We start from the raw sequence: 12,080 nt of genomic DNA on the forward strand, positions 1-12,080 counted from the left end.
ATGCGATGAGCTGGAACCCGACCCTGGACCCCGGATGCCCCGATGATGTGGGGGTGGATGCCATTGAAACGCTGATCGTCCCCCGCGCGCGCGATATCGGCGGGTTCGAGGTGCGCCGCGCCCTGCCCGCCCCCAAGCGCCAGATGGTGGGGCCGTTCATCTTCTTCGACCAGGCGGGGCCTGCGGAATTCCTGACCGGCCAGGGCATCGATGTGCGCCCGCATCCGCATATCGGACTGGGCACGGTGACATATCTCTATCAGGGGGAGTTCCATCACCTGGACAGCACCGGCGCCGACCAGATCATCCGCCCCGGCGCGCTGAACTGGATGATGGCCGGTCGCGGCGTGACCCATTCCGAACGCACCCCGCAACTGACCCGGCACAGCCCGTCCAGCCTGTTCGGCATCCAGACCTGGATCGCCCTGCCCGAGGACCGCGAGGATGACGCCCCGTTCTTCGAACATCACGGCGCAGGCAATCTGCCCGAGATCATCGACACCGGCATCAAGGCGCGGCTGATCCTGGGCACGGCCTATGGCGCCAGGGCCCCGGCCACCATGTATTCCGAAACATTCTATCTGGATGTCCTGCTGGAGCCCGGCGCGCGCTTTCCCTTGCCCGATGACCATGAAGATCGCGGCCTCTACATCACCTCGGGCCGGGTCGAGATCGCGGGCGAGGTGTTCGAGGCCGGGCGCATGATGGTCTTTCGCCCCGGCGACAGGATCACCGTGCGCGCGGGCGAACAGGGCGCGCGGCTGATGGCCTTGGGCGGTGCCACGCTGAACGGGCCGCGCCATATCTGGTGGAATTTCGTCGCCTCCTCGCGCGAGCGGATCGAGGCCGCGAAGGAGGAATGGCGCGCGGCCAGATGGGGACAGGGGCTGTTCGATCTGCCCCCCCAGGACCGGGACGAACATATTCCGCTGCCATGAGCGCGCCGGGGGAGCGACGGCCCTTGCGCCCGGACGTGACGGCGTTCGAGATGTGGCATCGCGGCAAGAGCCGCAGCGCTGTCGGGCAGGCACGGCATGAGCGGCGGCGGCGGGGACGAACGAGCGTTCCGATGACATTGCCCCGCGCCTTTGCAGCCGCGCCGAACGCCGGACCGGCCCGCAGGCGCGGGCAGGACGCGGCGGCCACCACCCCATGACCATCCAGCTGACCACATACCCGCCGCAGGACCCGCATGAGGTGATCGAAACCGTTGCCGCGGTCGGTGTCTCTGCCAGGGGGTTCCTGAACGAACCCGACCTGGGCGAGGCCATGGCGGCCTGCCGCGACGGGCTGCGCCTGTGGGCGCAGGAGCTTGGCGCCGACATGGTCGCGGGGTGTCAGTTCCAGGTGGATTTCGGGCCAAAGGCTGTCAATGTCACCGGCTTTGGCACCGCCATCCGGCGCCTCTGACCCCCGTATTCCAACGCCCGGGCCGCAACTGCCGCAGCATGGGCCGTTCAGCCATGCCGCAGTCGCCGCCCGGCCGGGCACCGCCGGAAGAAACCCGGTTGTAAGTGATCGGCGTGGTCAGTAAGCCTCCGGGACCTCTCCCTGTGCAGGAACAACCCATGTCCGTCATCGCCGAAATCGAGGATCTGCGCCGCCTCTATCAACGCCGCACGCCGCGCATGTTCTGCGATTTCGTGGAAAGCGGGTCCTGGAGCGAACAGACGCTGCGCGCCAATACCGGCGATTTCAAACATCTGCGCCTGCGCCAGCGCGTGGCGGTGGACATGTCGAACCGTTCCACCAGAACCACCATGATCGGACAGGATGCCGCCATGCCCGTGGCGCTTGCGCCGGTGGGGCTGACGGGGATGCAATGCGCGGACGGGGAGATCAAGGCCGCCCGCGCGGCTGAAAAATTCGGCGTGCCCTACACGCTGTCCCTGCTGTCGATCTGTTCGATCGAGGATGTGGCCGAACACACCACGCGCCCGTTCTGGTTTCAGGTCTATACGCTCAAGGATGAAGACTTCATGCGCCGCCTGTTCGACCGGGCGCGCGCGGCGCAATGCGCGGCGATTGTCATCACGCTGGACCTGCAGGTGCTGGGCCAGCGCCACAAGGACCTGCACAACGGGCTGTCCGCACCGCCCAGGCTGACCCTGAGGAACCTGGCCAACATCATGACCAAGGTGCAATGGGGCCTGGGCATGCTGGGCACGAAACGGCGCGCCTTCGGCAATGTGGTGGGCCATGCCAAGGGGGTGACCGACCCGGGGTCGATCTCTGCCTGGACCGCCGAGGCCTTTGACGAGACGCTGGACTGGGACCGCGTGGCGCAGTTCCGGGACATGTGGGGCGGCAAGCTGATCCTGAAGGGCATCCTTGATGTCGAGGATGCGATCAAGGCCGCCGATCTGGGCGTCGATGCGATCATCGTCTCCAACCACGGCGGACGGCAGCTTGACGGGGCGATGAGTTCCATCCGCATGCTGCCGCAGATCGTCGATGCGGTGGGCGACCGGGTCGAGGTGCATATGGACGGCGGCATCCGCTCCGGGCAGGATGTGCTCAAGGCCCTGTCGCTGGGCGCGCGCGCCACCCATATCGGCCGGGCGTTCACCTATGGCCTGGGGGCGATGGGCGAAGAGGGGGTGACACGGGCATTGCAGGTGATCCACAAGGAACTGGACACCACCATGGCGCTCTGCGGTGCGCGCGATGTCCATGACCTTGGCCCCGACAACCTGATCATCCCGCAGGGCTTTGACGATCCGACCGTGACGCTCTGAGCCGTCCCCGCAGCCGGGATGGCGGGCGGGCCGCGCGCTGGCTGCGCGGCCCGGTGTCTGGATCAGATCAGCATCAAGGGTTGCTCAACGCAGGTAGCCAAGCTCACCCCAGCGGCTGTAGTTTTCGCGGAAGGCGCTGTAGCTTTCATAGACGCGCGCGAAATCGGGATCTGCTGCGGCCTGTTCATCGGCGACTTCCAGCCACGCGGCTTCCAGCGCTTCCAGGATCTCGTCCGAGAAGGTGTGGATGGTGACGCCGCGCTCTTCAAGCTCGGCGATGGCGCCGTATTGAAGCGCCTCGCCCTCGGCCAGACCATAGGCGATATTCGCATTGCACACGGTTTCGATCTTGAACTGGGTGCTTTCGTCCAGGCTTTCCCACACATCCAGGTTGATCATCAGGTCCAGCAGGGTCGATTGCTGGTGCCAGCCGGGGAAGTAATAGTGCTGCGCCACCTGATAGAAACCCAGGTTGAGGTCGATGGCCGGCATCGAGAATTCGGCGCCGTCGATGGCGCCCAGTTCCAGCGCGGGGAAGATGTCGCCGGGTGCCAGAAGCTGGGTGGACACGCCCATCTTTTCCATGACCAGCGCGCCCAGGCCAAAGAACCGCATGGTCAGGCCTTCGAAATCCTCGACCGTCTCGATCGGCTGCCGGAACCAGCCTGCGGCCTCGGGGGCGATGATGGCGCAATGGATCGACTTGACGTTATGCGGCTCCCACAGCTCGTCAAACAGCTCCCTGCCGCCGCCGAACTTGACCCAGGCCAGGTATTCGCCCGCCTGCGGGCCAAACGGCACCGAGGCCAGCAGCTGCAGCGCCGGCACGCGGCCCGCCCAGAAACCGGGTGTGGACCAGCCGGCTTCGACTGCACCCGTGCCCACCGCGTCAAACACTTCAAGTGCCGGAACGATACCGCCCGGCTCATGGAACTCCACCGTTATCGCGCCATCGGTGATCCGTGTGATATGCTCTGCGGTGCGCACCCCCAGCGTGCCCAGCTGCGTGAGCGACCCGGGATAGGTGGATTGCATGTTCCATGTCTCTTGCGCCTGCGCGGCTGGCGCGGCCATGGCGGCACAGAGTGCTGTGGTGGTCAGGAATTTTTTCACGGGACTCCCCCCTCAGGTTATGTGATCCCAAAGTGCGGAACGGGATCAGTTGCTTGCGCAGGAGGGGCGCCAATGCACAGCGCCCCGGCCCTGGCCGTGCGCGGCTGCTTTCGCAACTCCTCCCACCCGTGCATGTGGTATAGATTATGCCCGGACTGTCCAGATATCTTGCCACAAAACACGCCCGAAACGGCATTTGACCCGGGGCGGCGCAGGCAGCCCACGGATCAGCCATCGGCATGGTGACGCAGCCCGCATGCGCCACAAGGGGGGGCAACACCCCCTCGCCACCGGCCCGGGGCAACGCGACATTGTGCCGGACGCCATGGCGTGGTTAGGTGCGCAAAACTTGCGGTTGCCTGCGCAGCCTGTCGAAACCAGCAAAGGGTCGCCCCAATGTCCGTCACCAGATTGCAACCCAACATGGACCACTGGCAGGAGCGCGTGCAACTCGCCGCAGCGTTCCGGTGGACGGCGCGGCTGAACATGCATGAAGCGGTGGCCAATCACTTCAGCCTGGCCGTGAACGAAAGCGGCACGCAGTTCCTCATGAACCCGAATCAGGTCCATTTCAGCCGCGTGAAAGCCAGCGACCTGCTTCTGCTTGACGCCAATGACCCCGAGGCGCTGAACCACCCCGATGCCCCCGACATCACCGCGTGGGGCCTGCACGGGTCCGTCCACCGGCGGTGCCCGCATCATCGCTGCGTCATGCATGTGCATTCCATGCATGCAACCGTTCTGGCCAGCCTGGCCGACAGCACCCTGCCCCCGATCGATCAGAACTGCGCAACCTTCTACAACCGCTATGTGATCGACGATCATTATGGCGGGCTGGCGATGGAAGACGAAGGCGAGCGCTGCGCCGCGCAGTTGCAGGACCCGCGCAAGCAGGTCATGATCATGGGCAATCACGGCGTGCTGGTCCTTGGCGACAGCGTGGCCGATTGTTTCAACCGGATGTATTACTTCGAACGCGCCGCCGAGACCTACATCCGCGCGCTGCAAACCGGTCAGCCGCTGCGCATCCTCAGCCATGAGGTGGCCGAGAAGACAGCGCAGGAGCTGGAAGACTATCCCGGACAGGGTGACCGGCACCTGGCCGAACTCATGGCCATTCTTGACGACGAAGGCGACGATTACGCCAACTGAAACGCCGCCCGGCACCGGCCCCATCCGCCGCCCCCGCGCGCGCCTGTGGGGATCCCGCGCCCGCGCGCGCCTTGGGGATGATGCCTTGCATCCGCTCCCACGCGGGCTTAGGCAACACGGATGCTGTCCGTTGTCTCCTCCTCGCTGCCCACCGTGCCTGCGACCTATAACATGGCGCAGGACGTGCTGGCCGCCGGCGCTGCCTGCCCGGACAAGATCGCGCTGCAGGTGCTGCGCGCCAGCGGCGCCGAACGCTGGAGCTTCGCCCGCCTGACCGAAGCGGTTCGCGGCACCGCCACCGGCCTGCAGGCGCATGGCCTGAAACCCGGCGACCGGGTGCTGCTGCGGCTGGGCAACAGCGTCGATTTCCCCATCGCCTTTCTGGGCGCGATTGCCGCGGGGCTGGTGCCGGTGCCGACCTCGGCCCAGCTGACCGGCCCCGAGATCACGGCCATGGCCCGCGCCCTGGACCCCGCGCTTGTGGTGGCCGGGGACGGGGTCGCCCTGCCGGACCACCCCGCCCCGGTCCTGCCCCTGACCGATTTGCGCGCCATGCGCCAGCAGCCGCCCGCCGCCTGGCACATGGGTCCGCCGGACCGCCCCGGATACATGGTCTTCACCTCGGGCTCATCGGGTGTGCCGCAGGCCGTGGTCCATGCCCACCGTGCCCTGCGCGCGCGGCGCATGATGTGGGACGGCTGGTACGGCCTGCGGCCGGATGACCGGCTGCTGCACGCGGGCGCCTTCAACTGGACCTACACCATGGGCACCGGGCTGATGGATCCCTGGGCCATCGGTGCCACGGCGCTGATCCCCGAACCCGGGGCGCCACTGGCGCTGCTGCTGCGCCGCTTTGACGCCACGCTCTTCGCCGCCGCCCCGGGCGTCTACCGGCAGATGCTCAAGGGCACCGACCGGCTGGACCTGCCGCGCCTGCGCCACGGCCTCTCGGCGGGCGAAAAACTCCCCCCCGCCATGGCCGAGGCCTGGCAGCGCGCCACCGGCACCCCCATCTTCGAGGCGCTGGGCATGTCCGAATGCTCCACCTATGTCTCGGGCAGCCCCGCGCGCCCCGCCCCCGACGGCGCCATCGGCTACGCCCAGCCCGGCCGCACCATCGCCGTGCTGGATGACAGAGGCCAGCCCACGCCGCGCGGCACCCCCGGCACCCTGGCCGTGCACCGCAGCGATCCGGGCCTGATGCTGGGCTACTGGCATGCGCCGCAGGCCACCGCCGCGCGCTTCACGGGCGACTGGTTCACCACCGGCGACACGGTCAGCATGGCCGCCGATGGCGCCATCACCTATCTGGGCCGCGCCGATGACATGCTCAACGCCGGCGGCTACCGCGTCTCGCCGCTAGAGATCGAGGCCGCGCTGGACGCCCACCCCGCCATCCATGACAGCGCCGCCGTGGAGTTGGAGGTCAAACCCGGCACCACCGTCATCGCCGCCTTCTACACCGCCGACACGCCCATCCCCGAACCCACGCTGCAGGCCCACGCCAGCACGCGCCTGGCGCGCTACAAGCAGCCCCGGATGTATATCCACCGCGCCAGCCTGCCCCGCGGCGCCAACAACAAGCTGCTGCGCCGGGTGCTACGGCAGGACTGGGAGCGCGCGCATGATCCGGCTTGATATCTGGTCCGACCCCATCTGCCCGTGGTGCCTGATCGGCAAGGCCGCGCTGGACCGTGCCCTCGAAAGCCGCCCCAAACATCCTTTCGCCATCCAATGGCACCCCTTCCAGCTCAATCCCGACATGCCCCCCGAAGGCATGGACCGGCAAGAGTACCTCAGCCTGAAATTCGGCGAGCCGCAGGCCGTGCTCGAAGCCTATGCGCCGGTGGTGGAACGCGCCCGCGCCGAAGGGCTGACCCTCGATCTGCCGGCCATCACCCGCACGCCCAACACCCTCGATGCCCACCGGCTCATTCACTGGGCAGGCCTCGAGGGCCGCCAGAACGCCATGGTCGCCACCCTCTTCCGCGCCTATTTCCGCGAAGGGCGCGATATCGGTGACCGCGCGGTGCTCGCCAGTCTCGCCGCCGATGCGGGCCTCGACCGCGCCACCACCGAACGGCTCCTGGCTTCGGATGCCGAACGCCGGGAAACCGCCGAGGCCGACCGCCAGGCCCGCGCCCGCGGCATCACCGGCGTGCCCTTCTTCGTCGTCGCCGGCGAATACGCCGTCCCCGGCGCCCAGACCACCGACCTCTGGCAACGGGTCATCGACGACATCGCCACCGGGCAGCCCCAGCCATGACCAGCCCGTCCATACCCCCTGGCTCTTTCACCCTTGCAAAAATATCCTCGGGGGGAGGCGCCCGGAACGGGCGGCGGGGGGCAGACAGCCCCCCAGCCCCGGCCCGCCATCCGCGCCAACGTCCGGCAGGCACCCCACCATGACCCAGACCACCCCCGACACCCCCGCCCAACCCGGCATTCGCTTCGCCGAATTCGTGGCGCTGATGGCGCTGATGTTCTCCACCATCGCCTTTGCCATCGACGCCATGCTCCCCGCCCTGCCCCGCATCGGCGCCGAACTGGCCCCCGATGCCGCCCATCGCGCGCAACTGGTCGTCACCACCTTCGTGCTGGGCATGGGGCTGGGCACGCTGGTCTGCGGGCCGCTGTCGGATGCGCTGGGGCGCAAGCCGGTGATGATCTGGGGGATCGGGCTCTTCGTGCTGGCCGCGCTGGTGGCCGCGCGGGCCGAGACGCTGGAAACCCTGCTGGCGGCGCGCTTCGTGCAGGGGCTGGGGGCGGCGGCGCCGCGGGTGGTGGCGCTGGCCATGGTGCGCGACCGCTATCAGGGGCGGATGATGGCGCGGGTGGTCTCCATCGTGATGACGCTCTTCATCCTGGTGCCGGCGGTGGCCCCGGCCATTGGCGCGGGGCTGATCTGGATCTGGGACTGGCGCGCGATCTTCCTGGCCTTCTGCCTCTTCGGCCTGACCTCGGCCAGCTGGCTGGCCCTGCGCCAGCCCGAAACCCTGACGCCCGAAGCCCGCCGCCCCCTGCGCCCCGCCCTCATGGCCGCCGCCATATCCGAGATCCTGAGCAACCGCGCCGTGCGCGCCTATATCGTGGTGCTGGCCTGCGCCTTTGGCTCGATGTTCACCTGGCTGTCCAGCGCGCCGCTGATCTTCGACGATGTCTTCGACCGCGCCGCCAGCTTCCCCTTCTGGTTCGCCGCGCTGGCGCTGATGGCGGGGGCATCGAATATCGTCAACGCCCGGCTGGTGATGCGGCTGGGGATGCGCAAGCTGGCGACCTCGGCCTTTGCGCTGCAGGTGGCGGTGTCTGTCCCCGTGGCGGGGCTGATGGCACTGGGCCTGCCCGCGCCCTTCGATTTCGCGCTCTTCTTCGGCTATATGTGCGTGGTCTTCTTCTCGTTGGGGCTGACCTTCGGCAACCTGAACGCGCTGGCGCTGCAGCCGCTGGGCCATATCGCGGGCATGGGGGCGGCGGTGATCGGGTCAATCTATACTGTGCTGGCGGTGGGGATCGCCGTGCCCATCACCATGGCCTATAACCAGACGCCCCTGCCGCCGGTGCTGGGCACGCTGGCCTGCACGACCCTTGCGCTGATCTTCATGGCCCGCGCCCGCCGCTTCGACCCCGAGGACGGCTGACACCCGCTATTGCGCAGCCTCAGCGCCCTGCGCCTTGCCCTGCGCTTCGGGCGTGGCGGCGCCTTCAGGGCGCAGCACCTGCGGGAAGCTGACGCGGAAGGCCGCGCCCCCCTGCCCCGGCACGTAGCTGATCGACCCGCCCAGATTGTTCATGATCTCGCGGCAGATGGCCAGGCCCAGGCCGGCGCCGCCCGCCTGCATCTGATCGGTCAGCCGGGCGAATTTCTCGAAGATCAGCGCCTGTTTCTCCGAAGGAATCCCGGACCCGTTGTCGGCGAAATCGACCTGAATCATCCCGTCAAAATCCGAGACGGAAATCCGCATCACCGGCCGGTCGGCATCGCAATACTTGCGGGAATTCGACAGCACATTGATGAACACCTGTGCCAGACGCCCGGTATCGGTGGTCACGGTCAGGGTTTCGGCATCGCGGTCACGCAGGATGCGGAAGTCGCGCTGCGGCTGGACCGAGTTCGAGGCCAGGATCGCCCGGTCGATCAGGTCGCCCAGCTTTGCCTCCTGAATGTCCAGATTGACCTGCCCGTTTTCCAGCACGCTCAGGTCCAGCAGATCGTCCAGCAGCCGGGTCAGGCGGATGGTTTCATCATGGATGATGCGGGCGTATTTGGTCTGCTCCTCGGGGTCCATGCCTTCGGCATCCATCAGGATTTCCGAAAACGCCCGGATCGAGGTCATCGGCGTGCGCAATTCATGGCTGATCTGGCTGAGGAACGCATCCTTCTGCACGCTCAGCTTGGTGAGCATGTCATTGGCCTCGCGCAATTGCCGCGCGGTGCGTTCCAGCTCGTCGGATTTGGCCTCAAGCTGGTTGGAATATTCCATGATCTGCGCGGTTTCCGAGGCCACGGCCATCAGATCCTCAACCGAGACGATCGCCCGCCCCACCACCTGCGCGATCATCGCATGGGCCGTGGCCGCGCCGACGGAGCCCGCCAGCTTGCGCTCCAGCGCGTCCAGGAACTGCGGCGTGGTGTCGGGCAGGAACCCGGCCTTGCCCTGCGCGCTGGCGTGGCTTTGAAAGAAGCGCTGGGTTTCGGCATGGCCCAGGATGCGCTGCGCCATGGCCAGCAGGTCCTCGGCCTCGGCCGCCGATTGCGACCAGCCGCGCGCGCCCGCCTGCACGTCAAAGGCATTGACGAATTGCGCCGCCTGCACCCGCTCCAGCGGCGAGGGGAAGCCCAGCAGCGTCCCGGCGATGAAGGCGACCGTGTTCAGCGCCAGCGACCAGAACAGCGCGTGCAGCAGCGGGTCCATGGTGGTCACGCCAAAAAGCGCATAGGGCCGCAACCAGTGCAGACCGAACAGCCCCTGCTCCATCACCTGCGCCGACAGGAACACGCCGGGGCCGAAACTGGGCAGGAACAGTGCAAACAGCCAGACCGCAAAGCCGATCCCCAGCCCCAGCCCCGCGCCGATCCGGTTCGCCCCGCGCCAGTAGAGCGCACCCAGCAGCGCAGGCAGGATCTGCGCCACCCCCACGAAGGCAATCAGCCCGATCGCCGCCAGCGCCGCCGAACCGCCGGTAACGGCGTAATAGACATAGCCCAGCCCCAGCAGCACGCAGATCGCCAGCCGCCGCGCATTCAGCACCAGCCCGCGCATGTCGCCCCGGCTGGCCGGGCTGCCCCGCTTGAGCTGCAGCCACAGCGGCACCATGATGTGGTTGGACACCATCGTCGCCAACGCAATGGTAGAGACGATCACCATGGATGTCGCCGCCGAAAACCCGCCCAGAAACGCCAGCATCGCCAGCCCGTCCTGCCCCAGCATCAGCGGCAGGGTCAGCACGAACAGATCCGGGTTGGACCCGGCCGGCATGATATCCAGCCCGATCACGGCGATGGGCAGGACAAACAGGCTCATGGCAAAGAGATACAGCGGAAACGCCCAGGAGGCCGTGGCCAGGTGGCGTTCATCGGCGTTTTCCACCACCAGCACCTGAAACATGCGCGGCAGGCAGATGATTGCCACACCGGCCAGAAAGATCAGCCCCAGCCAGCGGCCGGGCTGGATCTGCCATTCGGGGCGGGCGGCGGCTTCGATCCGGCTCAGGATATCGGCGGGGCCATCGGCCAGCACCCAGACCACGAACACCCCCACCGCCACCAGCGCCAGCAGCTTGACCACGGCCTCCACCGCGATGGCGGTGACAACGCCGGGGTGCTGTTCATTGGCGTCCAGGTTGCGCGTGCCAAAGAGAATGGTGAACAGCGCCAGCCCCACCGCCACCCAGAAGGCAAAGAGATCCGGCTGCCCCACCACAGGCCCGTTCGCCGGGCCGCCGGTAAAGGCGGCAAAGGCCAGGGCGATGGACTGCAGTTGCAGCGCGATATAGGGCGTGGCGGCGGCAATACACAGCAGCGTGACAATCACCCCCAGCAGGTTCGACTTGCCATAGCGCGCCGAGATCAGGTCCGCGATGGAGGTTACCCGCTGCGCCTTGCCGATCCGCACCAGCTTGCGCAACAGCAGCCACCAGCCCACGAAAACCAGCGTCGGCCCCAGATAGATGGTCACGAATTCCAGCCCCGAGCGCGCCGCATAGCCCACCGCGCCGTAGAACGTCCAGGCGGTGCAATAGACCGACAGCGACAGGGTGTAGATCAGCGGCGAGCGCAACCACCTCACCTGGCCGCGCGCAGCCCTGCGTTCCACGGCAAAGGCCACCAGGAACAGGAACACCACATAGACCAGGCAGGCAAAGACCAGAAGGTTGAGCGACATGCGCTACAACTCCTTGCCGTCATCGGCGGGGTCGGGCTCCATCACCGCGACCAGTCGGCGTGACAGCGCCCAGGCTGCCACCACCAACGCCAGCCAGACCACGAACAGATAAACGCCTTCGCGCGCGGCATTCGGGGCTTCGCCCACGGGCACGGGCCAGAGCATGGGCAGCAGCACCAGAAACAACCCCGCAAAGGGCAGCACGCGGGCGGCATCCATCAGGCGGCGGCGGCGAAAGGTCTCGCGCGCCAGGAACAGCGGCTCGGGCCGGCGGGTCATGCCGCCCCCATGGCGCGCACCGTTGCCACCAGTTCCGCATTGGCGAAGGGTTTGGTCATGAAGCGGGTGGCGCCGTAGCGTTCGGCGGCCGCGCGGTCCGCGCTCTGGCCCTTGGCGGTCAGCATCAGCACCGGCAGCGCCCGGGTCTGCGGCACCTCGCGCAGGCTGCGCAGGATCTCCAGCCCGCTGCGCCCGGGCAGCATCACATCCAGGATCAGCACATCGGGCGCATGGCGCGCCACCACCTCGGCCGCGTCGGCGCCATCGCCATGGGTGCGCACCTCCCACCCGTCGCGCGAGAGGATGAAGCGGATCGCCTCGGAGATATTCGCCTCATCCTCGATCACCAGCACGCGCCTGCCCATCAGCTCCCCCTCTGCTGGCCGCGATCGTCTGCGTGTTGCGCCCGACTATT

Annotated in this window: 11 protein-coding genes; 7 read left to right on the top strand and 4 right to left on the bottom strand. The window is 67.5% G+C overall.

Translation table 11 applies throughout. The features are described 5' to 3' along the window. The first annotated feature begins 5 nt into the window (after positions 1 to 5). From HUK65_RS02635 to HUK65_RS02645, 3 genes are all read left to right on the top strand, one after another. Positions 6 to 938 carry a pirin family protein gene (locus HUK65_RS02635; protein ID WP_179904579.1) on the top strand — a complete coding sequence of 311 codons (933 nt, stop codon included), beginning with the start codon at positions 6 to 8 and terminating at the stop codon, positions 936 to 938. Positions 939 to 1,152: 214 nt separating this feature from the next. Next, entirely contained in the window at positions 1,153 to 1,410 is a 258-nt protein-coding gene (locus HUK65_RS02640) for a hypothetical protein (protein ID WP_179904580.1), read from the top strand. Between the two features lie 158 nt (positions 1,411 to 1,568). Continuing rightward, on the top strand, positions 1,569 to 2,738 hold the full coding sequence (locus HUK65_RS02645) for an alpha-hydroxy acid oxidase (protein WP_179904581.1): 1,170 nt from the start codon (positions 1,569 to 1,571) through the stop codon (positions 2,736 to 2,738). 84 nt (positions 2,739 to 2,822) lie between these two features. On the opposite strand, the gene HUK65_RS02650 is transcribed toward HUK65_RS02645, so the two are convergent. Then, positions 2,823 to 3,851 carry a TRAP transporter substrate-binding protein gene (locus HUK65_RS02650; RefSeq protein WP_327787020.1) on the bottom strand — a complete coding sequence of 343 codons (1,029 nt, stop codon included), beginning with the start codon at positions 3,849 to 3,851 and terminating at the stop codon, positions 2,823 to 2,825. 396 nt (positions 3,852 to 4,247) lie between these two features. Between HUK65_RS02650 and HUK65_RS02655 the strand changes: the two genes are divergently transcribed. The 4 genes from HUK65_RS02655 (at position 4,248) to HUK65_RS02670 (ending at position 8,641) form a co-directional block, all read left to right on the top strand. Continuing rightward, positions 4,248 to 5,003 carry a class II aldolase and adducin N-terminal domain-containing protein gene (locus tag HUK65_RS02655; protein ID WP_179904582.1) on the top strand — a complete coding sequence of 252 codons (756 nt, stop codon included), beginning with the start codon at positions 4,248 to 4,250 and terminating at the stop codon, positions 5,001 to 5,003. Positions 5,004 to 5,123: 120 nt separating this feature from the next. Then, the gene (locus HUK65_RS02660) at positions 5,124 to 6,641 is read left to right on the top strand and encodes a class I adenylate-forming enzyme family protein (protein ID WP_179904583.1); all 1,518 of its coding nucleotides are present in this window, start codon (positions 5,124 to 5,126) and stop codon (positions 6,639 to 6,641) included. After that, positions 6,628 to 7,269 carry a DsbA family oxidoreductase gene (locus HUK65_RS02665; RefSeq protein WP_179904584.1) on the top strand — a complete coding sequence of 214 codons (642 nt, stop codon included), beginning with the start codon at positions 6,628 to 6,630 and terminating at the stop codon, positions 7,267 to 7,269. The genes HUK65_RS02660 and HUK65_RS02665 overlap by 14 nt, the downstream gene beginning before the upstream one ends. A gap of 139 nt (positions 7,270 to 7,408) precedes the next feature. Then, positions 7,409 to 8,641, top strand: a complete 1,233-nt coding sequence (locus HUK65_RS02670) for a multidrug effflux MFS transporter (RefSeq protein ID WP_179904585.1) — start codon at positions 7,409 to 7,411, stop codon at positions 8,639 to 8,641. A 6-nt stretch (positions 8,642 to 8,647) separates the two neighbouring features. Here the strand turns inward: HUK65_RS02670 and HUK65_RS02675 are convergent, their stop codons facing one another. From HUK65_RS02675 to HUK65_RS02685, 3 genes are read right to left on the bottom strand one after another with little or no spacing between them, the layout of a single operon-like run. Next, on the bottom strand, positions 8,648 to 11,386 hold the full coding sequence (locus HUK65_RS02675; RefSeq protein ID WP_179904586.1) for a sensor histidine kinase: 2,739 nt from the start codon (positions 11,384 to 11,386) through the stop codon (positions 8,648 to 8,650). Between the two features lie 3 nt (positions 11,387 to 11,389). Further along, positions 11,390 to 11,665 (bottom strand): hypothetical protein, encoded by a 276-nt coding sequence (locus HUK65_RS02680; RefSeq protein ID WP_179904587.1) that lies wholly within the window; start codon positions 11,663 to 11,665, stop codon positions 11,390 to 11,392. After that, positions 11,662 to 12,030, bottom strand: a complete 369-nt coding sequence (locus HUK65_RS02685; protein WP_179904588.1) for a response regulator transcription factor — start codon at positions 12,028 to 12,030, stop codon at positions 11,662 to 11,664. The genes HUK65_RS02680 and HUK65_RS02685 overlap by 4 nt, the downstream gene beginning before the upstream one ends. Positions 12,031 to 12,080: the final 50 nt, after the last annotated feature.

Source organism: Rhabdonatronobacter sediminivivens (genome assembly GCF_013415485.1).
Taxonomy (GTDB): domain Bacteria; phylum Pseudomonadota; class Alphaproteobacteria; order Rhodobacterales; family Rhodobacteraceae; genus Rhabdonatronobacter; species Rhabdonatronobacter sediminivivens.